General features: G+C 48.6%; 17 protein-coding genes and 1 other annotated feature. Of the genes, 10 read left to right on the top strand and 7 right to left on the bottom strand.

The window, feature by feature from the left end:
• Window positions 1–3: 3 nt before the first annotated feature.
• The 5 genes from SB752_RS02435 to SB752_RS02415 form a co-directional block, all read right to left on the bottom strand.
• A complete protein-coding gene (locus SB752_RS02435) occupies window positions 4–855 on the bottom strand; it encodes a hypothetical protein (protein WP_410714144.1) in 852 nt (283 codons plus the stop codon).
• A 59-nt stretch (window positions 856–914) separates the two neighbouring features.
• Complete coding sequence (proC, locus tag SB752_RS02430) at window positions 915–1,757, bottom strand: pyrroline-5-carboxylate reductase (protein WP_410714143.1); 843 nt, start codon at window positions 1,755–1,757, stop codon at window positions 915–917.
• A 20-nt stretch (window positions 1,758–1,777) separates the two neighbouring features.
• Window positions 1,778–3,046 (bottom strand): glutamate-5-semialdehyde dehydrogenase, encoded by a 1,269-nt coding sequence (locus SB752_RS02425; RefSeq protein ID WP_410714142.1) that lies wholly within the window; start codon window positions 3,044–3,046, stop codon window positions 1,778–1,780.
• Window positions 3,047–3,112: 66 nt separating this feature from the next.
• Window positions 3,113–4,213 (bottom strand): glutamate 5-kinase, encoded by a 1,101-nt coding sequence (gene proB / locus SB752_RS02420; RefSeq protein WP_410714141.1) that lies wholly within the window; start codon window positions 4,211–4,213, stop codon window positions 3,113–3,115.
• A gap of 72 nt (window positions 4,214–4,285) precedes the next feature.
• Window positions 4,286–4,526, bottom strand: a binding site (T-box leader).
• Between the two features lie 56 nt (window positions 4,527–4,582).
• Window positions 4,583–5,197, bottom strand: a complete 615-nt coding sequence (locus SB752_RS02415) for a hypothetical protein (protein ID WP_410714140.1) — start codon at window positions 5,195–5,197, stop codon at window positions 4,583–4,585.
• A gap of 202 nt (window positions 5,198–5,399) precedes the next feature.
• On the opposite strand from SB752_RS02415, the gene SB752_RS02410 reads away from it, so the two are divergent.
• The 10 genes from SB752_RS02410 to SB752_RS02365 all read left to right on the top strand — a co-directional run bounded on the left by SB752_RS02410 (window position 5,400) and on the right by SB752_RS02365 (window position 19,459).
• The gene (locus tag SB752_RS02410; protein WP_103104163.1) at window positions 5,400–5,816 is read left to right on the top strand and encodes a hypothetical protein; all 417 of its coding nucleotides are present in this window, start codon (window positions 5,400–5,402) and stop codon (window positions 5,814–5,816) included.
• A 135-nt stretch (window positions 5,817–5,951) separates the two neighbouring features.
• A complete protein-coding gene (locus tag SB752_RS02405) occupies window positions 5,952–6,677 on the top strand; it encodes an ABC transporter ATP-binding protein (RefSeq protein WP_212965414.1) in 726 nt (241 codons plus the stop codon).
• Complete coding sequence (locus tag SB752_RS02400) at window positions 6,670–8,337, top strand: putative ABC transporter permease subunit (protein ID WP_410714139.1); 1,668 nt, start codon at window positions 6,670–6,672, stop codon at window positions 8,335–8,337. The genes SB752_RS02405 and SB752_RS02400 overlap by 8 nt, the downstream gene beginning before the upstream one ends.
• A 257-nt stretch (window positions 8,338–8,594) precedes the next feature.
• Window positions 8,595–9,710 carry an S-layer homology domain-containing protein gene (locus tag SB752_RS02395; protein ID WP_410714138.1) on the top strand — a complete coding sequence of 372 codons (1,116 nt, stop codon included), beginning with the start codon at window positions 8,595–8,597 and terminating at the stop codon, window positions 9,708–9,710.
• A 385-nt stretch (window positions 9,711–10,095) separates the two neighbouring features.
• On the top strand, window positions 10,096–12,504 hold the full coding sequence (locus tag SB752_RS02390) for a 3-hydroxyacyl-CoA dehydrogenase/enoyl-CoA hydratase family protein (RefSeq protein ID WP_410714137.1): 2,409 nt from the start codon (window positions 10,096–10,098) through the stop codon (window positions 12,502–12,504).
• Between the two features lie 19 nt (window positions 12,505–12,523).
• Window positions 12,524–13,702: an acetyl-CoA C-acetyltransferase gene (locus SB752_RS02385; protein ID WP_410714136.1), complete on the top strand. Its 1,179-nt coding sequence runs from the start codon at window positions 12,524–12,526 to the stop codon at window positions 13,700–13,702.
• Between the two features lie 38 nt (window positions 13,703–13,740).
• A complete protein-coding gene (locus SB752_RS02380; RefSeq protein ID WP_410714135.1) occupies window positions 13,741–15,519 on the top strand; it encodes an acyl-CoA dehydrogenase family protein in 1,779 nt (592 codons plus the stop codon).
• A 171-nt stretch (window positions 15,520–15,690) separates the two neighbouring features.
• Entirely contained in the window at window positions 15,691–17,247 is a 1,557-nt protein-coding gene (locus tag SB752_RS02375) for a spore germination protein (protein WP_410714134.1), read from the top strand.
• Complete coding sequence (locus SB752_RS02370) at window positions 17,244–18,344, top strand: GerAB/ArcD/ProY family transporter (protein WP_410714133.1); 1,101 nt, start codon at window positions 17,244–17,246, stop codon at window positions 18,342–18,344. Before SB752_RS02375 ends, SB752_RS02370 begins: the two co-directional genes overlap by 4 nt.
• Window positions 18,341–19,459, top strand: a complete 1,119-nt coding sequence (locus SB752_RS02365) for a Ger(x)C family spore germination protein (protein WP_410714132.1) — start codon at window positions 18,341–18,343, stop codon at window positions 19,457–19,459. The genes SB752_RS02370 and SB752_RS02365 overlap by 4 nt, the downstream gene beginning before the upstream one ends.
• Before the next feature lie 65 nt (window positions 19,460–19,524).
• Here the strand turns inward: SB752_RS02365 and SB752_RS02360 are convergent, their stop codons facing one another.
• Window positions 19,525–20,037: a cupin domain-containing protein gene (locus tag SB752_RS02360; protein WP_410714131.1), complete on the bottom strand. Its 513-nt coding sequence runs from the start codon at window positions 20,035–20,037 to the stop codon at window positions 19,525–19,527.
• A 14-nt stretch (window positions 20,038–20,051) separates the two neighbouring features.
• Window positions 20,052–20,708, bottom strand: a complete 657-nt coding sequence (locus SB752_RS02355) for a methylthioribulose 1-phosphate dehydratase (protein WP_410714130.1) — start codon at window positions 20,706–20,708, stop codon at window positions 20,052–20,054.
• Between the last annotated feature and the right edge of the window lie 2 nt (window positions 20,709–20,710).

The raw sequence follows: 20,710 nt of genomic DNA, 5'->3' as shown, positions 1-20,710 counted from the left end.
TTGTCAGCTGGTAGCATTCGTTTCCAGGTTGGTTATGGGCGCCGTGGTAGTAGTTATCTCCAGAGCAGCCACTTGAATATCGATGCTAGCCGGAGCGATGTTCAGGCAATAGCTGGTTTCTTTGTGTACAGCCTGCTGAATTTCCTGCACGAGTGTGTGGATATCGCTTCCATAAGGCAGCTTTAGTCCTAGTGTGATTTGGAGTCGAGGCAGATCGTCAAATGTAAAAACGGTTTTGATCACTTGCCCTACCTCAGCAAAGCTATTGCAGGTGGCCAGCACAATTTTCCGGAGCACTTGTGGATGGATTTGAATACGTCCCCCGGAAAATGGCGGATGAACCACCGTTGATTCGCCAATGACTTCTCTTTTTGAGCTGAAAATCTGCTGTGCAGAAGCAATCAGACGCTGCAAAAAGTCTTTTTCCACCTCTACGCGTGGGATCGGGATGACGTGTCTTCCCATCGTTTGGCGAACGTATTGTGCCGCTTCAATTTCTTGCTGTGGCTTGATTGACTCAATCGGAATATATTCGACCGTATTGGAAAGCTGTAATGCTTCCACGATTCGTTCAATCATCCGCATCGATGTTCCCAAGATGAGTAGCCGTGCGGGTTGAATCTGCTCAAGACTTTGTTTTACTTCCGCAGCATGCTCCTTATAGTGAAAAATGGCGCGTTTGACTGCCTGAATTTTCGTCTTTTCATACTTAGCGGAGGTACCGGCTATTTTACGCCCTTCGTATATGAGAATGCCGTCATCAATAATGGCATCAATGTTCATGCGATAAGCTAGCTCAAGCGCGCTTGAGCTTTTTCCAGTTCCACTAGTTCCGTACAAGGCGTAGATTTCCATGGCAACCTCCCTTCTGTATTTTTCCTTTCATTATACACGAGAGGGAGAAGGGGAAAAAGCTAGTGGTATTGTGCGCCCATTTCCCGTGAGCGTTCCGTGGCACGCAAAATGGCTGCGGTAACTCCCTGCTGGAATTGATAGGCTTCCAAAACCTCCAACCCGGCTTGTGTCGTTCCGCCTGGACTGGTTACTTGCTGCCGCAAAATCGCTGGCTCAGCGCGGGTATCGAGTAGCATGTGAGCCGCACCGATTACAGTTTGCAGCGTCAGCTGACGCGCCATTTCCCGATCCAGCCCAGCTGTTGCCCCCGCAGCCATCATTGCTTCAACCAGGTAATAAATATAGGCGGGACCGCTCCCGGACAGCCCGGTGATGATATCGAGCTCCTCTTCGGCTACCTCATAAACCGTGCCGATAGCTTCAAAAAGGCGAATGGCCTGTTGGAGTTGGTCATCCGTCACAAAGGAATTTGCTGCAAGCCCCGTAGCGGAAAGTCCCACAGCGGAGGATGTATTTGGCATCGTACGAACGATCGGACAATTCACACCGAGCCATTCGCCGATGAGGGTGGTATGGACGCCAGCCACGACAGAGATGATTAGCTGACCAGGATGAACGACGCCACGCAGCTCTCGCAGTGCTTCCGCAGCATCCTTTGGCTTGATTGCCAAAATCAAAATGTCAGAAGTACGAGCCACCTCAAGCTTATCCTGAGTAAACTTCACACCGTAGCAATCAGCCAGCTGCTCCAAGCGCTCCTGATTATTGCGATTGGAGATCAGAAGCCGGTCTGGAGAGAGTAGTCCTTTTTTGAGAATGCCGGACAACATGGCTTCTACGATGGAGCCAGCGCCGAGAAATCCGATCCGTCCTTCTATGCACATACTGTCTTGCTTGTTCATTGGTGTTCCCTCCTTATGGACTATCGGATTTGCCCGGTTCCGCGGACGACATATTTATAGGAAGTAAGAGCAGGCAAGCCCATCGGACCGCGTGCATGGAGCTTTTGTGTACTGATGCCGATTTCGGCGCCAAAACCGAATTCTCCGCCGTCCGTGAAGCGAGTAGATGCATTATGATAAACGGTAGTCGAATCGACCGTAGTCAGGAAGCGGCGAGCAGCGTCATTGTCTTCGGTGATAATGGCTTCAGAATGACCCGTGCTATGCTTGGCAATATGATGGATGGCATCTGCCAACGTATCAACAGTGCGAACAGCCAAAATTAAGTCAGAGAACTCAGCATCCCAGTCAGAAACGGAGGCCAGGTGCAGATGAGCGCTTAGGTCAGAGTGCAAGGCTTTTGTTTGTTCGCAAGCTCTGATTTCTACGCCAGCTTCGAGCAATTGCTTGAGCAGCTCGTTTTGGTGACCAAGTGGCCATTCTCGATGCAAAAGCAGCGTCTCAGCCGCGTTGCATACAGCGGGGCGACTCGTTTTGGCATTGATGACGATTGCACGAGCCATCTCGTAGGAAGCTGTCTGGTCGATGAAAATGTGGCAGTTGCCTACGCCAGTCTCCAAAACAGGTACGCTCGATATCTCCAGGACCCGATTAATCAGGCCCGCACCACCGCGCGGAATGATGACATCAATGAGACCATTCGCCGTACATAAAATATCGACGGAGGCATGCTCTGCAAAGGGAAGATACTGGACCGCCTCAGAAGAAATGCCTACACGCCGAAGACCAGCCCGGATGCTGCTGACCAGCGCCAAATTGCTTGAAACCGCGCTATGGCTTCCACGTAGTACAATCGCATTGCCTGTTTTTAATGCGATGGCAGCAGCATCGATCGTCACATTGGGACGGGCTTCATACACCATGCCGATGACGCCAAGCGGGACGCGTACTTGTTCGATGACCAATCCGTTTGGTCGCGTCCATTGATCCATTCTTTGTCCAACTGGGTCCTCGAGAGAGATAAGCTGCTGCAGACCATCGACCAAATCGCGAATACGGTCAGGTGTCAGTCGCAGTCGATCCAGATAGGAAGCAGGCTGACCATCTGCCTCAGCCCTAGCCAAATCCTGCTCATTTGCAGCCAAAATGACGTCTGAATCTGCCTGAAGCTGCTCCCCGATAGCTGCCAGCGCTTTATCCTTTTCAGCCCGACTCAGCAAGGCCATTTGGCGTGACGCCTGTTTTGCCAATGCAATCTGTCCCAGCACTTTTTCCTTCAAGCTTTCCATGATCTCCCCAGCTCCTTTATTTTTTCTATTCCGGTCAAACCGTTCGTTCTGTAGGGAAGCGCCGGTCTATGTGATCTGTGTCCAGTGATCGCGATGGATTACGGTACCGCTGCGTCGCGTTGACCCAGCAGGTGAGAGAAGGTCTACTAAATCGGCAGCATCATATCTGCTGACACCGCGTCCGATCAATGCTCCGTCACAATAAACCTCGATGACTTCCCCAGGAGCGAAAGTACCGTCGACACCGCGCACTCCGGCGAGCAGGAGGCTGCGGCGCTTTTCGAGTATGGCTTCAGCCGCACCGCTGTCGATCGAGATGGAGCCGCGAATCGTTGAGTGGAGAGCAATCCATTGCTTGCGAGTCGGGACTCCGCTCGAAGCAGGAGCCTCTGGCTGATAGCTGACATACGTACCATTGCCGCTGCCATGTAAAATATCGAGCAAGTCAGAAGGTTGATCCAATTTTCCGATAAAGCTCGGTATCCCAAGACCTTGTGCCGTCTTCGCTGCGATCAGCTTGGAGCGCATGCCTCCAGTACCAAGCTGTGATGCTCCTCCAGCGAGCGCTTCTATCTCCTCAGTTACTTCAGAAAGCCATGAAATGCGCTTGGCATCGGGATGATTACGCGGGTCTTTATCGTAAAGTCCGTTCGTATCTGTGAGAATCAGGTAAAGGTCTGCATGTACCAAGCCTGCTACTAATGCGCCGAGCATGTCATTATCGCCAAAGGTAAGCTCTGCTACTGAGACCGTGTCGTTTTCATTGATGATTGGCAAAATATTTTTATCCAACAGGAGGGACAAGGTTTGAAAGGCATGCTGATAACGCTCCCGGTTGGAAAAGTCACCACGTGTCAAAAGAATTTGAGCGACGCTGAAGCGGTGCGCGGCAAACAGCTGCGTGTAGGTTTGCATCAGCAAGCTTTGTCCGATCGCAGCGGCAGCTTGCTTGGCAGCCAGCGTACGCGGTCGCTGTTTATACCCCAGGCTTTGATAGCCGCTAGCGACTGCTCCCGAGGAAACCAGCACAACTTGATGACCTGCTTCCCGCAGCTGACTGACAGCTGAGACGAGCAGCGACATCTTGGCTGGGTCGACACCACCGCTGGGCGCTGCCAGAGAACTGCTGCCAACTTTGACAACCAACCGCATTTTACCCTTCTTCATGACCGAACCCCCTGCTTCCAGACAATAATAGTGCGTATTCAAAAACACGCAAAAAAGCCCTTTCGTCTCTTTGATAAGGACGAAAGGGCATGATGACCTCCGCGGTACCACCTTATTTGACGTCAGCGACCTAATAGGGTACAAAAGACGTCCGGCTCTCTTTCTTTGATAACAGGTGAAAGAAACCTGTCCAGGTCTTCCCTGGATGCTCTGGGGTGGGTTCAAACTGATTCAAGGGCGAAACCTTTCAGCCGGTGGATTTCGCTCTCTGAGCCTGAAGGGCAGTTTTACTGTTCCCCGTCATTGCCGATCACTATGTGCTTATTAATTCAATATTATTCGCCGGTCCCTCACAAAATGTCAAGAGATTTATTGAAAATTTTCGCTGCCGTATGTCCCATTACGCGATTTAATCTCATAGCGTTTCGTTTTTTTATCGCGAACGAGGTGGTAGCGAATCGTTCGGTCTGCAACAACGGAAGCATCGGCTGCATTTTCTACTGTCACGTTTAAATCGCCATTCAGCTTTTGCACATTTATGTTTCGGACTGAAATCATAGTGGGATAGTCCGTACTTGGCAGTGAAACATATACCTTATCTTTTACCAGCTTGGTAGACATATTGTCGTATATGGCTTCGGCGAGCGGTTTGCTCCAGAAGCGGGAGAAGTAGCCAACGATTTTATCCTTGCTGTCAAATCGTTTTGGTAATTCGCGATAGGTCAGACTATCCTCATGAACGGTTTTGCCTTTGGCATTTTCCAGTGCGGAATAATATACTTCCTCCAGCACATGCTCGGCACGATTTAAAAACAGCACGACCTCCATTTTGTTATCTCCAAGCTTCTGCAGGGCAGTTTGCTTCGGAGGCTTGCTCTGCGCTTTTGCCTTTTCTTTTGCTTTCTCCTCGTTCGAGGGCGAATTACAACCCGTCACGAGCAGGGATAGGGTTAGAAGGAATATCCAATTTTTCCATTTGAACATAATTACACCGCCTCTTTTGGACACAGCCGTTTTCTCGTTAGCGTGTGTGGGCGAGGGGGCAAATAGCCATGTAAATATTTCCCTGACGCAATCTGGTCCTCGATTCTAGCAAAAAGGAAACAGGATGGGGGTTGTGTCGGTTCTAAATTATGTCTATCATGGAGAGAGTTATGCAGATCGAACAATTGAGGTGGAAAAATAAATGTTTGGATTTGGAAAAAAGGCGAAAAAGCTAGACGGCATCGATGTGTTGATTATTAAGACAGTAGAAGCAAAAAACCGTAACTTTTATCAAGTAGCTTTTCCAAGTGTAGTAGCGAATGATGTTCTGTCCATGCTGCAAAAATTGGAAAAATCAAAAGTGAATCAGCAAGAATTTTTGGGAGAAATCGGCGGTTTCCGCATCGTGACTCATTTAGAAGCCTTGACAGGTTATGACGTACTGGATGACGCTGATTTGGAAGGCCGTCCTGTACACATTGAGGATTTTGCCAACATTCTTTTGCGTCGCCTTGAGGCGCTGGAAGAATCAGGTAAAATGGAAGAGTCCGAAGATATGGCATTTATCATGGGCGAGCTGACTATGCTGCGCGACGGTAGCTACGTCCCACAAAATTAATACAACACGCCAAAAAGCCGTTGATTTCCAGCGGCTTTTTTCTTTCCTTTTGAATCAGACGCAACCTTTTGCGGGAGCAGCACGTATTAGAAGTGTATGGGATTGGCTGGAAAATAGACAACAGGAGGGGCAGGGATGATTGAACTTACTGGTGTGACCAAAAGCTACAACAACACGATCAAAGCCGTCGATAACGTGAGTCTTACGATTCCAAAGGGCGAGATTTTTGGCTTTCTCGGTCCGAATGGTGCAGGAAAGACGACTACAATCAAAATGATTACAGGTATTATTCGCCCGAATGCGGGACAAATCAAAATCAATGGCAAAGATATCGCCACAGAAACACTTGCGGCGAAGCGTCAATTTGGCTATGTGCCTGATAGTCCTGATATGTTCCTGCGACTAAAGGGCCTGGAGTATGTCAGCTTCATGGCAGATATTTACGAGGTGCCGCAAAAAGTTCGAAACGAACGAATCCTGCAGCTGGCACAGCGTTTTGATATGACGAATGCCCTCGGAGATACGATCCAAAGCTACTCGCATGGTATGCGCCAAAAGATCATGATTATGGGCGTATTGGTGCACCATCCGGAGGTTTGGATTTTGGATGAGCCGCTCACCGGACTGGACCCGAAATCTTCGTATACGCTAAAGGAAATGATGCGTGAGCATGCGGATAGTGGACGGACGGTGTTCTTTTCAACGCACGTCCTTGAGGTAGCAGAAAAGCTGTGTGATCGAGTGGCGATCATCAATAAGGGGCAAATCTTGTTTTGCGGCACTTTTGCAGAAATGCAGCAGCATTTTCAATCGAATAATTCGTTGGAAAGCTTGTTCCTGGAGTTGACGAAGCATGAGTAAAATTTTACTTCTCTCCAAAATCATGATGAAAAATGCCGGGTCCGCGTGGGGAAACAAAAAGGGGAGCGGCTGGAAAAGCGCCCTCATCCTGCTTGCGATAGGAATCGGCGTATTGCCATTGATGCTGGTAGGAGTCATGTTTATGGCAGGTCTATATGACGGGCTGGCATTGATCGGTCAAGAAGGCGCACTTCTCGGCCTTGGAGTGGCGTTTGTCTCGCTCGCCATTTTTGTGCTTGGGATTGTGTATGTGCTTTCGGTCTTTTATTACTCGCAGGATGTCGAGCATATGCTCCCCTTGCCGCTAGCACCATGGCAAATTCTAGGAGCAAAGTTTCTCGTCGCCCTTTTCTATGAATATTTGACGTCGCTTTTGCTTTTAGCACCATTGCTTGTCACATATGGGGTCAAGAGTGGGGCGGGCGTCCTGTACTATCTCTTTGCTCTGCTCGTTTATTTGGTAGTACCGATCTTTCCGCTCGTGCTCTCTGCTTTGGTCGTCATGCTGTTCATGCGCTTTACCAGTGTCGGAAAAAGCAAGGACCGCTTTCGGTTGATCGGAGGGCTTGTAGCCATTGCCGCAGCGGTAGGTTTTCAGGCAGTCATTCAGCGACAAACGAGTGGCAAGATGGACAACATCGAGCAAATGCAGCAAATGATCGCAAATGGAGACAATGTTCTGCTCAATCTGGTCACGCAGCTATTTCCGGCAAGCAAGCTGGCTGCTTTGGCTCTGATTGGCAGTGATAGCTGGAGTGGACTTGGCTATTTGGCAGCTTTTCTGCTCGTCGCTATTGCTAGTGTGCTTGTGTTTTTCTTCGCGGGAAATCGACTCTATTTTCGCGGGGTCATGGGAATCAGTGAAGCGATGGCCAAACGGAAAAAAGTCGATGAATCCGCTTTTCAAAAGCTCGTACGCCCACGTTCAGCGCTCATGGCCTATGGACTAAAAGAATGGAGAATTCTTTGGCGTACGCCTGCCTACTTGATGAACTGCACGCTGTCCAGTGTACTCTTGCCAGTGATTGCCTTGATCCCGATATTGAGCCGTCAGGATAGCGGTGAGATGCTGGCTTCCTTGAGTGCCCGACTGCAAGGTGACGAAGCGGGAGGCATCTCACTTGCCGTTGCTTTTGCTTCATTTCTGGTGATGGCGGGTGCCAATAGTACCTCTGTTACTGCAATTACGCGAGACGGCCAAGGCTTTTTCCTGAACAAGAGTCTGCCTATTCCTTATCCAAAAATCCTGATTGCCAAACTCATTCCCGGAATTATATTGAGTGTCGTGAGCATGCTGCTGTTGCTTGCAGAGGGAGCCTGGCTGCTACAGCTCTCGCCTGTCTTTGTGATCTACTGCTTACTCATCGGGATTCCTGGCATTATATTTATCAATCTGTTTGGGATCATGGTTGATTTGCACCTGCCAAAGCTGAGCTGGAGCTCAGAGCAGGAAGCTGTAAAGCAAAACCTAAACCCGCTGTTCACGCTGCTAGCAAGTGCTCTCGCAGGTGGACTTGCGATTGCTGGGGCATTTGCCATGGGTGGTTCCATGACAGTTGCGGCAGTAGGACTCTTTGCGCTATTTGCGATTCTGGATCTGATTTTATATCGCATACTCGTGACCAAGGGACCAGTGTGGATGGAGAAGATCGAAGCCTGATTTTGGCATGGAAAACAAGCTGCTCTCGTTGATGAGGGCGGCTTTTTTCTATTCCAGCAAAAAGTATAAACAAAAGCGGGTTGATTCCCGATACAAGAGGTAGCTAGGTCTCAAGCAGGAAGACCAGCGTAGAGCCAACCATTTCATGGTCTATCTTCTAGGGGAATTAGTGTCATATACTCATATTCGGAGAAAGAAACCGAATAGATTGGGGATGGTGTGGCGAAATAGATAGAAAGAAGGGAGTAAAAACAGTCATGATGAAGCGTTTCGTCGTTTGTTTTCTCATGGCTCTGCTGCTTGTACAGAGCACTTTTACAGGCAATGCGAGTGCAGCTGTTATGTTCACTGACACTAGGGGACACTGGGCAGAACAGCAAATTAACGAATTGGCTGAACTAGGCATTTTGAAGGGGAATGGCTACATACCCTTTCATCCGAACAATCCGGTAGCACGGGGAGAAGCTTTGGCTCTCATGAATCGCGTCTTTGAAGCAGTTTATGGACGAGTGGATCGGACAGAGCGAAAAAGCAATCTGGATTCCCGCTACTTACTGCGCCAGGAAGCAGAGCAGCTGTTGACCAACATGCGTACCATGCTACAAATCGAGACGGGAGTCGTAAACAAGTTTGATCCGGGAGATCGGATGCTGTACTATCTCTATCTAGCTGACAACTATCAGTTGATGAAGAAGCAGGAAAAGGAAAACTATGACTGGTGGATGTCCAGTCAAGCCTTGCAGCACCCGCTGTCTAGGGAAGAAGCCAGCTTGCTTTTGTTCCATTTGATGATGCCGCAAAAATTCAGAACGGCGAATATTAAGCCACAGGATGCACCGGCATACTTCACCAGCTTTTACGAATGGAAGCAGGAAAGCTTTTACCGCGATACATACTCACCATACCCACTAGCCATTCGCGAATTCAATTTCTTTCTTTCAGAAAAAAATTTTGAGCCACAAAAAGTAATGACCCGGGCAGAATTCGCCGTGGTAATGAAAAGACTGTATGACTATTTTGTGAAGGATGCCTCCAGTCAATTCAAAGGAATAGCTCCACATAAACAAAGGATTGCAAAAGTGTATTTAAGAGCAGCAAGCATGGCGTACGAAGCCAACGACCAAGCAAAGCTGTCTACTTTGTTAACACCAGCTGCGCTCAAAACCTTGAATGGATTGCCGCATCGACCTACGTTTACGGATCATGGAAACGTGACAGTAAAAATAGATGAGAACAACAAGCTAATGCTATGGGTAACGGGGCAATATCAGGATTCCAAAAACGGCAAATACCAGCTGGAGTACGTGTTCGAGCCGGATGGTTCCAATGCCTATGGTCAAAAAATTACGAATATCATTTACACTGAAAAATAACATGAAGCAAAGAAGAGGCATCTGGGCAACAGATGCTTTTTCTGTTTTTTTGAAAAAGCACTTAGAAAGGAATAAGTGGCGATTGCAACTGACAGAATATTCGTTTACAATGAAACTGAACGGTGATTCAGTTTGCAAGACAGGCATCTCTTTGGCGCAGTTAGAGGCCATTCATCCGGGATGTGATTTTTTAGAATCGATAATGAATGAGTATTCATTCAACGAAAGACATGAGCTGTGTTTTACAGGAATATCTATGGAAGAGTAGAAGTTATAGGAATACTCCACTAGTCTGAATATTGGGTAAAAATCAGCATAAGTGAACTCAGGACGTCACCAAAAGGCTTGGCAAAGCCAGGCTTTCTAATTGTAAGGAGGAAATGTGATGGAGCGCAAAATTCGCAAGGCAGCCGTTCTAGGTTCTGGCGTGATGGGAGCCGGAATCGCAGCACACTTGGCAAACGTGGGGATTCCTACCTTATTGCTGGATATTGTGCCACGTGAATTGACCGAGGATGAGAGCAAAAAAGGACTGACACTGGCAGATTCCATCGTCAGAAATCGCATCGCGCAATCGGGCAAGGATCGACTGTTAAAAGAAAAGCCGACCCCACTCTACGATAAAAAGAGCATCGATCTGATTACAGTGGGCAATTTTGACGACCATCTTTCTCTTTTGTCCAATGTGGACTGGATTATCGAGGTTGTTGTGGAAAATCTCGATGTAAAAAAACAGGTGTTTGCACAAATAGAAGCGCATCGCAAGCCGGGTACGATCGTCACCTCCAACACATCAGGAGTTTCTATTAATGAAATGGCTGAAGGCAGATCCGAAGATTTCCGCAAACACTTCCTTGGCACCCATTTCTTTAATCCTCCTCGCTACCTAAAGCTGCTTGAGATTATTCCAAGTCATGATACAGATCCAGCGATTGTTTCCTTTATGAGCGATTTTGGCGAGCATGTGCTTGGAAAAGGAACGGTGCTGTGCAAGGATACGCCAAACTTTATTGCCAATCGGATCGGTACATACGGGCTTCAAGTATCCATTCATGAGATGCAGCGCATCGGCTTGGGAGTGGATGAGGTCGATGCCTTGACCGGTCCTGTGATTGGTCGCCCCAAGAGCGCTACCTTCCGCACACTGGACGTAGTCGGACTGGACACCTATGTACACGTGGCAGGCAACGTCCGAAACAAGAGCATGGATGCACAGGAAAAGGCCATCTTTGAAGTGCCGGAGTTCGTACTGCAAATGGTCGAAAAACGCATGATCGGGCAAAAGGCAGGTCAAGGCTTTTTCAAGCAAATCAAATCTGCCCAAGGCAAAGAAATTTTAGCGCTGGATACCCAAACGCTGGAATACCGTCCAAGCATCAAGGCCAAATTTGCGTCTCTTGATGCAGCCAAAACAGCCAAGACGCTGCCAGAAAAGCTCAAGGCTCTCGCATATGGCAAGGACAAAGGGAGCGAATTTGTCTGGAGCGTCTTGAAAAAGGTGCTGCTGTATTCGGCAGACAAAGCTCACGAAATTGCAGACGATCTCGTCGCAGTCGATCAGGCAATGAAATGGGGCTTCGGCTGGGAGCTGGGACCTTTTGAGACGTGGGATGCCATCGGTATAGAAAAATCCGTTGCGCGCATGCGCGAAGAGGGCGAGACGATTCCAGCTCTCGTGGAAGAGCTGCTGGCAAGCGGAAAAACTTCTTTTTATGACAAAAACGTAGGACGTACCGCTGTATTTTCGATTGGCGATATCTATAAAAACGTAAAAGAAAAAAAGGAAAGGATCAACCTGGCTGCGCTGAAAGAGCAAGGTAAGCTGATCCGCAAAAATGCAGGTGCCGCCTTGATTGATCTGGGCGACGGTGTGGCGTGTTTGGAGTTTACTTCCCCGCATAATGCTCTGGGCATGGATTTGCTGCAAATGGCTCATATAGCCGCAGAAGAAGTACAAAAAAACTTTGTCGGCCTGGTCATTGGAAATCAGGGCAAAAACTTTTGCGTCGGAATGAACTTGGCGATGGCGCTCATGGAAGCCCAGGACGAAAACTGGCTGGAGCTCGACCTTTTAGTAACCAACTTCCACAAAGCAGGAAGAGCGCTGCGCTATTTGCATCGCCCTGTGGTGGCAGCTCCGTTTGGCATGACGCTCGGTGGAGGAGTAGAGGTCCTGTATTTGGCTGACCGCGTGCAAGCTTCAGCCGAAACATATCTCGGACTGGTGGAAGTGGGCGTAGGACTTTTGCCAGGCGGCGGGGGAACCAAGGAAATGCTGTTCCGCGCCATGGAAAATCTGCCTGATACCGGTAGTGTGCCTGTCGATTCGTTCCCATTGGTTGCCAAGGCGTTTGAGACAATTGCCATGGCTAAAGTATCGACGAGCGGTCAGGAAGCGATCAATCTCGGTTATTTGCGAACGACAGACCGAATCAGCATCAACCCTGATCATCTGTTGTACGATGCAAAGCAGCTTGTGCTGTCCATGGACAAAGAAGGCTATACGCCGCCAGCCCCTCGCAAAATCAAGATCATCGGAGAAACCGGCTATGCCAATCTGTCTCAAAATGTGTACGCGATGAAAAAGAGCGGGTACATCTCTGACCATGACGAGCTGATTGCAAACAAGATTGCGTATGTCATGTCTGGCGGCAATCTGCCAGCGGGTACAGAGGTAACGGAGGAGTACATTTTAGGACTCGAAAAGCAAGCGTTTCTAGAGCTTCTCAAAACGCAGAAGACCCAGCAACGCATGCAGCATATGCTGACCAAAAACAAGCCCTTGCGCAACTAATGAGAAGGAGGCAAAAACGATGAGAGAAGCCGTTATCGTCGCAGGAGCACGGACCGCGGTTGGCAGGGCAAAGCGAGGCAGTCTGAAGGATGTTCATCCAGTAGATTTAGGAGCCGCCGTTGTGTGTGATTTGCTGAGACGCGTTCCGCAGCTAGACCCTGCTGATATAGAAGATGTCATCATGGGTACGGCTGTACCCGAGGCTGAGCAAGGGATGAACATGGCACGTCTGGTTGGACTGCGTGCCGGATTGCCCAGCAATGTAGCAGGGATTACAATCAACCGTTTTTGTTCATCAGGGCTGCAAACCATTGCATACGCCGCACAACAGATCATGGTCGGCAGCTCCGATGTGCTGGTGGCTGGTGGAGTGGAGAGCATGAGCCTCTTGCCGATGGTCGGACACAAGGTCGCGCTCAACCCAACTCTCGTAAAGACAATGCCAGAAGCGTACATGGGCATGGGACATACGGCAGAAGAGGTAGCAAAGCGCTACGACGTGACCAGAGAGGCACAAGATGCTTTTGCTTTGACGAGCCATCAGCGAGCGGTTGCTGCGATTGCAGCGGGCAAGTTTCAGGACGAAATCGTTCCGATGACTGTGAAGCAGCATTCTTTTGATGCAGAGGGCAAGCTGCAAGTAAAGGAGCGCGTATTTGACAAGGACGAGGGCGCACGCGCTGATACGACGATGGAGGCGCTTGCTAAGCTCCGTCCAGTGTTTCATGTACAAGGCAGTGTGACGGCAGGAAACTCCTCGCAAACAAGCGATGGTGCTGCTGCGGTTCTCGTGATGTCCGCTGAAAAAGCTGCCGAGCTCGGCGTCACACCGATCGCCAAATTCCGCTCCTTCACTGTAGGAGGCGTAGATCCTGATATCATGGGGATCGGCCCGATTGTAGCTGTTCCGAAAGCGTTGAAGCTGGCAGGAATCAGTATCGAGGATGTTGACTTGTTTGAGCTGAACGAAGCGTTCGCTTCCCAGGCAATCGCAGTTATCCGCGAGCTGGGCTTGGACCCGGAAAAAGTAAACGTCAACGGCGGCGCAATTGCGATGGGCCACCCGATGGGATGTACCGGAGCAAAACTGACGATCTCTATCTTGAACGAGCTAAAAAGACGGGGCGGCAAGTACGGAGTCGTTACGATGTGTGTAGGTGGAGGCATGGGAGCAGCTGGCGTCTTTGAAATGATTTAAGCAAGTACGTCCATTTTCGTATAAGGAGAGGGTTTGTAATGGCAGATACGGAAGAATTGATCCGTGGTGGAAGCTTTTTGATTGATGCTGGTTCGCCTGATGATGTGTTTGTGCCAGAGCAGTTCAGTGATGAGCATAAAATGATTGCCAAGACAACCGAGGAGTTTATCGTAAACGAAGTGCGCCCTCATCTGGAGGAGATCGAAAACCATCAGTTTGATATCTCTGTTCGTCTGCTGAAGGAAGCAGGAGAGCTGGGCTTGCTCGCTGGCGATGTGCCAGAAAAGTATGACGGACTCGGCCTCGATAAAGTAAGTACAGCCCTCGTCACGGAAAAATTTTCGCTCTCTCGCGGTTTTGCCCTCAGCTATGGGGCACACGTGGGCATCGGTTCTTTGCCGATTGTGTACTTCGGTACAGACGACCAGAAGCGGCGCTACTTGCCTGATCTCGCATCGGGCAAACGACTGGCTGCTTATTGCTTGACTGAACCAGGATCTGGATCGGATGCCTTGGGTGCCAAAACGACCGCAACCTTATCCGCAGATGGAACGCACTATCTCCTGAACGGGGAGAAGCAATGGATCACAAACGCTGGTTTCGCCGATGTGTTTATCGTTTATGCCAAAATTGATGGCGACAAGTTCAGCGCCTTTATCGTGGAGCGTACCTTCCCGGGCATTTCGTTTGGACCAGAAGAGAAAAAGATGGGAATCAAGGGCTCGTCTACACGCACAGTCATTTTGGAAGATGTGCAGGTTCCGGTTGAAAACCTATTGGGCGAGCCGGGACGTGGGCATGTTATTGCCTTTAACATTTTGAACGTCGGTCGCTACAAGCTGGCGGTAGGGGCAGTGGGCTCGGCGAAACGGGCGTTGGAGATTGCGACGAATTACGCCAAGGAGCGGAAGCAATTCAAGACACCGCTCGCCAATTTCACGCTGATCAAAAACAAGCTGGCAAACATGGCGATCAAAACATACGCAGCTGAAAGCTCGGTATATCGCACGGTTGGCCTCTTCGATACTGCTTTGAATCGATTGGGAGACAAAGCCGACGAAGGAGCAGAGGTGGCAAAAGCAATCGCAGACTACGCAATCGAGTGTTCGATTAACAAAGTGTTTGCGACAGAAGTATTGGATTATTGCGTGGACGAAGGCGTGCAAATCCACGGTGGCTACGGCTTCATGTCTGAATATGAGATCGAAAACATGTATCGGGATTCCCGCATCAATCGAATTTTCGAAGGAACCAATGAAATTAACCGACTGCTGATCCCTGATACACTCGTGAAAAAAGCAATGAAGGGCGAGCTTCCGCTGATGCAAGCTGCTGCCAGCCTTCAGGAAGAGCTGATGAGCTACTATCCGGAAGAGATTGAGGATGCACCGCTCGCAGCTGAGAAGCATCTGATTGACATGACCCGCAAGATTATTCTGATGGTAGCAGGTTCTGCGCTGATGAAATATCAACAGGCGATTTCCCAGGAACAGGAGCTGCTGGCATACTCCGCTGACATGCTGATCGAGCTGTACGCAATGGACAGTGTCGTGAAGCGGACGGAGCGGGCGATTGTAGCTACAGGACTTGAGAATGCGCAGCAAAAGCTGGAAATGACGACAGTCTATGTACAGGAAGCATTCGATCGAATCGAGGGCTGGGCGAAGGAAGCGCTGGCAGCAATGGAAGAGGGCGACGACTTGCGGCTGCGCCTGTCCATTTTGAAAAAGCTGACGCGCCGTACGCCGATCAATACAGTTCAGCTCAAGCGTGCGATTGCAGACCGTGTCATCACCGCTGGAGAGTATACCGTGTAAGGACTATAGATAACATGACAGAAGGAGCAGAGTCCATTCTCTGCTCCTTTTTGTGTTCAATATGTACGATCCTATCCGCGAATCAAATCGTTTTGACCACATCATGCATAAAGTTGGAAGCGATCACCAACGCTAACGAGACAAATAAAAAGCCGCAAGGAACGTGGTCAGATGAAGTCGAGAGGATGGCTTAAACGAAAAAGAGCATCAGCTGCAAACCGGATGAGCCACTCTGCGGGCTTGTCAGGACCAAAAAAAGCACTCGAAATTAACGAAAGCTTAGATGAGAATATCGCTGAGCTGCATCGTATTTTTACGTTTACTCCAGATTTAGTGATCAGGGATTTCGAGAGCAAACTCATAGAGGGACGACTAGCTCTTGTTTATTTGACCGGGCTGGTAGACAAAAACTCGATTAACAACAATGTGCTGCGTCCACTGTTGGCGCCACTCGAACGCGGCCAGACGAGCATTATGGATCTTTTGTCTGTGGGAAAAGTAACGACGCTTTATGATTTCAATAAAGTAGAAGAGGCGATTTTGCAGGGCAGTAGCCTTTTGTTTATTGAGGGGCGAAAAGAAGCTTTATCCGTGGAGACACACGGTTGGCCTCAGCGTGCGATCGAAGACCCTCAGCTGGAAGCATCCCTGAAGGGTGCTCATCAAGGTTTTGTAGAGACAGGTATCCAAAATATCGCGTTAATTCGCCGATATATCCCCAATCGTGAACTGAAGATCAAGGAATTTTTGATAGGGAAAAGAGGTGCAAGCAAAGTCTCAGTCCTCTTTTTAGCTGATGTCTGTAAACCAGAGGTGCTTCAGGAGTTAGAGAACCGGATTAAAAAAATCAACGTAGATACGATCCTCAATACGGGTGAGCTGGAGGAATTCATTGAGGACAACCCATACTCGCCTTTTCCTCAGTTTATTACGACTGAAAGGCCTGATTCAGCCGCATCTCATATTTTACAGGGAAGGATCGTCGTTGTAGTCGACCGTTCTCCAAGCGTGTTGGTTGGACCAGTATCATTCGCTTCTTTTTTCCAAAATGTGGATGACTACAGCACACGTTGGCTGGTATCGACGTTTATCCGTCTTCTTCGCTTTCTGGCCTTTTTGATCGCTACCTTTCTTCCGGCTATCTACATTGCCGTCATATCGTTTAATTATGAAGTGATTCCGTTAGACCTGATTATTTCGGTAGGAGAGTCACGCGAGAGAGTGCCATTTCCTCCGCTTTTGGAAGCCGTGATGATGGAATTGACTTTGGAAATGCTCCGCGAAGCAGGGGTACGCTTGCCAGCCCCAATCGGACAGACAGTAGGAATTGTGGGTGGAATCGTCATTGGCCAGGCTGTCGTGCAGGCCGGAATCGTCAGCAATATTATGGTGATTGTGGTGGCGTTCACCGCCATTTCTTCGTTTATCATCCCGAACTATGATATGGCGTCTGCTATCAGGCTGATTCGCTTTCTCATGATGGGGCTCGCTGCTATGTTTGGGATTATAGGGATCGTCATCGGATTCATGACCTTGATTGGGCATCTGATCTCGTTGGAATCGTTAGGTGTCCCATACGGAAGTCCGTTAGCTCCTGTAAGATTCAAGGACTGGAAAGACTTTTTTATTCGCCTGCCACTTTTTAAAATGACTGAACGACCAGTGAGCGCAAGAGCTGTTCAATCGCAAAGGCTAGAGGACAATCATCAAGAGGGGGAAGGAAAGTGAAAAAGTACGCGTACAATGAGATAACTCTCCTTCAATACATCCTTTTGATTCACGGAACTCAGGTGGGAATCGGTGTTTTGTCCATGCCGCGAGATGTAGCAGAAGTCGCAGGAACGGACGGTTGGATCTCCCTCATCCTTGGATGGCTATTTGCCTTACTAGCGAGTATACTCATCATCAACATTATGAAGCGCTATCCTGAATATACCATTATCGACATCCTTCCACTCTTTTTGGGCCGATGGCTAGGCAAGGCAGGCATCTTCATTGTGGCAATATACTTTGCGCTAGCCCTTTTTACGGTGATTGCCAATACGGTTGCTATAATCAATGTATGGATATTAACTCAGACCCCGGCCTACATCGTGGTCATATTGTTTGGAATACCGATCTACTATATCGTTCGAGGGGGATTGCGCGTAATAGGAAGGTATTCGGAACTGATTTTCTATATCACCCTGTGGATGCCACTTGTGCTAATGACATCATTCAAAGATACGCATTGGCTGCATTTGCTGCCTGTTTTAAAAGAGGGGATAAGACCTGTTTTACTTGCGACTAAAACCACAATACTGTCTTTTTTGGGGTTTGAGCTGGCATTTTTTCTCTATCCATTTCTTCAGAAAAAAAAACATGCCACACTCGGAATTGTAGTGGCCAATACATTGTCATTACTAGTGTTTTTATCAGTCACCTTATTCTGTTTCGCTTTTTTTAGTCCAGATGAAATTACACAGTATAAATGGCCCACGCTTAATTTGTGGAAAGTCATTGAATACAGGTTTTTGGAGCGAATTGATATTGTTTTTCTCGCATTCTATTCCCTCATCTTGTCAACAACCACCATTCCGTACATGTATTTCACTGTCTTTACCACAAGTCAGTTATTTGGAATGCAGGATCATCGAATGCATTTGAAGATAATAGTTCCGCTCATCGTGGTGGTATTTTGGCTGTATACCCCTTCGTTCGTTGAGGTGAAAACATGGAGCGAGGTATGGAGTCTAGCAGGATTAGCTATGGGTTATATCCTTCCTTTTCTGGCGTGGGTCCCGGTTTGGTTACTACAAAAATCGGCTGGAGGACAAAAAGCTTGAAAAAACTCATACACATCACATTGATAATCGTTCTGGTTACGATCTTGCCGGGGTGCATGGATCGAATTAATTTGGAGGATACCACGCTTGCTTTGATGACGGGAATAGATCTAAACGAAAAGAATGAACTTTTGTTTTATATGACCAGTCCCGTTTTCAGCAGAGAAGCGAAGGAAAAGTCCGAGGAATTTGGGGTACGAGCAGATACCCTGCGTGAGTCGAGGCTTGGATACGACAGGCTGGTCACGGCATTGACCGTTGCGGGGAAAATACAAGTGATTGTTCTTGGAAAGCGGCTCGTACAGCACCCTGATTGGTTTAGATTGTTGGATGCGGTTTTTCGCGATGCGCGATTCACCGTGAATGCGCGAATCATCGTTTTTGATGGACCCGTTCATGATCTCTTTCACTTCAACCCGAAGGACAAGCCTCGTCTGGCTCTGCATCTAACCAAGCTGATCGATACTGCCAACTACCGGAATCTTACCGTCAAAACGAGAGCGCAGGAGCTTCACAGGCAGATGTTTGAAAAGGGAATGACCCCATCAGTGACGGAGATGAAAAAGGAAAAGGCGGTAATGATTATGGGAACAGCGCTTCTATCCAAAAAGGGTACCTACGGAGAGCTAATTAGTGAAAGGGATACCATCCTCATGCAAATGCTGCTCTATGAAAAGCGGGGGGAAATATCGCTCACGGTTCCTGTGCCTTTGGAGGAAGCCACCCAAAAGAAAATTGTGAAGGACAAGATCAGTTATATCGTGAAGGGCGTATCTCGAAAAGTGAAAACTGAATACAAGGACGGACATTTCCACTTCGATGTCCAGCTGAAAATGAGAATCGCGATTTCAGAGAGAATGTTTCCGTTCAACATGGAGAAGGATTACAAGAAAATGGAGAAAATGATTGAGGAAGAGCTGCGGAAGCACTTCGAGCAGCTCATTGCCAAATGCCAGAAAAAAGAGGTAGACCCGTTTGGCTTCGGTATTTACGCGCGTGCCTATGCGTACAAAGAATGGAAGAAGGTAGAGGATGATTGGCCGAAAGCATTCGCCAATGCTACTGTCCGGATCGTGCCAGATGTATCGATCAAAGGAAATGGTGTAATCAAATAACGTTGTGCCTCCAAAAAAGAAACCCTGGTCTAAAAATGACCAGGGACTTTGGTTTTGCTTTTGAATTAGTAGATTGCTTCCCAGCCTGCTGGAGTAACGAACAGACGGATTGCTTTGATTTTACGGTCGTCCATCAGTGTAAAGTAATGACGGTAGTTTGGCGGTACGGAAATCAGATCGCCAGGAGAGAGCTCAACGTCGAAGTAACGATCGTCCTTTCCTTTGATCGCAAAAATGCCATGACCGTCTACGCAGAAGCGGCACTCGTCATCTGTATGATGATGCTCGCCTTTGAATTTCACCAACAGCTCATCCAGATTCGGAACTTTGTCGGACAGGACGATAATATCTGCTGTCAGGTAGCCACGACGCTTGCTGATGTCGTCGATTTCAGGCTTGAAGGTGTCCAGGATTTCTTGTTTTTCTTCATCAGTTGGGCTGTAGTTGTCGCGGTGCTTTGCATCCAAACGGTCTACTCCCCAGTTTTCATAAATGATCTCTTGGGAATTCAGGAATGCAACTACTTCCTCTGGAGCGCTAATGTACTCGTTGTTGTCGTGAAAACGTACTTGTGCCATCGTTTAAATCCTCCTCAATTAGTAGATGTAGTGGACACGGCAGCTTGGCGCAGTTGCAGCCAGCGGGCGTGGTACTCAAACAGGAATTCAAATGCTTCCAGGTGACGCTTGGCCTCAAAGTCGTTGCCGCCCCAGGCGTAAATCCCGTGGTTGCGAATGAGAACCCCAGGGACTTCAGGGGTGATTACTTTTTCGATTGCGGCTGCTAGAGTTGGAATATCGGCAAAGTTCTCAACAATCGGAACCGTGATTTGTGCGTTTTCTTCCCAGATTCCCAGACCCTTGATCAGCTCCTGCCCCTGGATGGAGAAGGCGCGTTGTCCAAAGTACAGCTCAGAGATGAGGTTGTTCCACACCGTATGAACATGGAAGCAGGCACCTGCCTGCGGGAATTTGTTGTAGACCACCGCGTGGATCAAGGTTTCCGCCGAAGGCTTTAGCGTTGTCGCATCCACCGGACGGGAGTCTTTGTCCACTACCATATAATCTTCTGGGGAAAGCTTTGTTTTATCCTTGCCGCTTGCTGTCACCGCGAATTGCAGCGGTTCATTCTCTATTTTAATCGAAAGATTGCCACTGGTGCCGGGGAACCAGTCCCGCCGGGCAAAAGTTAGCTTGGCGTCATCGAGACGACGAAATGCGTCCAGGCGCTCCTCTAGGGTTGCTGTCATGG

Source organism: Brevibacillus sp. SIMBA_040 (genome assembly GCF_046535075.1).
Taxonomy (GTDB): Bacteria; Bacillota; Bacilli; order Brevibacillales; family Brevibacillaceae; genus Brevibacillus.
Note: the sequence above shows the minus strand (reverse complement) of the source record. Positions and strands in the feature narration are given on the sequence as shown.

Coding starts and splice junctions, on each gene's coding strand:
- SB752_RS02390 (WP_410714137.1), top strand. CDS start 10,096: ATGGAGCGCAAAATTCGCAAGGCAGCCGTTCTAGGTTCTGGCGTGATG.
- SB752_RS02355 (WP_410714130.1), bottom strand. CDS start 20,708: ATGACAGCAACCCTAGAGGAGCGCCTGGACGCATTTCGTCGTCTCGAT.
- SB752_RS02410 (WP_103104163.1), top strand. CDS start 5,400: ATGTTTGGATTTGGAAAAAAGGCGAAAAAGCTAGACGGCATCGATGTG.
- SB752_RS02360 (WP_410714131.1), bottom strand. CDS start 20,037: ATGGCACAAGTACGTTTTCACGACAACAACGAGTACATTAGCGCTCCA.
- SB752_RS02400 (WP_410714139.1), top strand. CDS start 6,670: ATGAGTAAAATTTTACTTCTCTCCAAAATCATGATGAAAAATGCCGGG.
- SB752_RS02380 (WP_410714135.1), top strand. CDS start 13,741: ATGGCAGATACGGAAGAATTGATCCGTGGTGGAAGCTTTTTGATTGAT.
- SB752_RS02415 (WP_410714140.1), bottom strand. CDS start 5,197: ATGTTCAAATGGAAAAATTGGATATTCCTTCTAACCCTATCCCTGCTC.
- SB752_RS02405 (WP_212965414.1), top strand. CDS start 5,952: ATGATTGAACTTACTGGTGTGACCAAAAGCTACAACAACACGATCAAA.
- SB752_RS02435 (WP_410714144.1), bottom strand. CDS start 855: ATGGAAATCTACGCCTTGTACGGAACTAGTGGAACTGGAAAAAGCTCA.
- SB752_RS02395 (WP_410714138.1), top strand. CDS start 8,595: ATGATGAAGCGTTTCGTCGTTTGTTTTCTCATGGCTCTGCTGCTTGTA.
- SB752_RS02375 (WP_410714134.1), top strand. CDS start 15,691: ATGAAGTCGAGAGGATGGCTTAAACGAAAAAGAGCATCAGCTGCAAAC.
- SB752_RS02385 (WP_410714136.1), top strand. CDS start 12,524: ATGAGAGAAGCCGTTATCGTCGCAGGAGCACGGACCGCGGTTGGCAGG.
- proB (WP_410714141.1), bottom strand. CDS start 4,213: ATGAAGAAGGGTAAAATGCGGTTGGTTGTCAAAGTTGGCAGCAGTTCT.
- SB752_RS02425 (WP_410714142.1), bottom strand. CDS start 3,046: ATGGAAAGCTTGAAGGAAAAAGTGCTGGGACAGATTGCATTGGCAAAA.
- proC (WP_410714143.1), bottom strand. CDS start 1,757: ATGAACAAGCAAGACAGTATGTGCATAGAAGGACGGATCGGATTTCTC.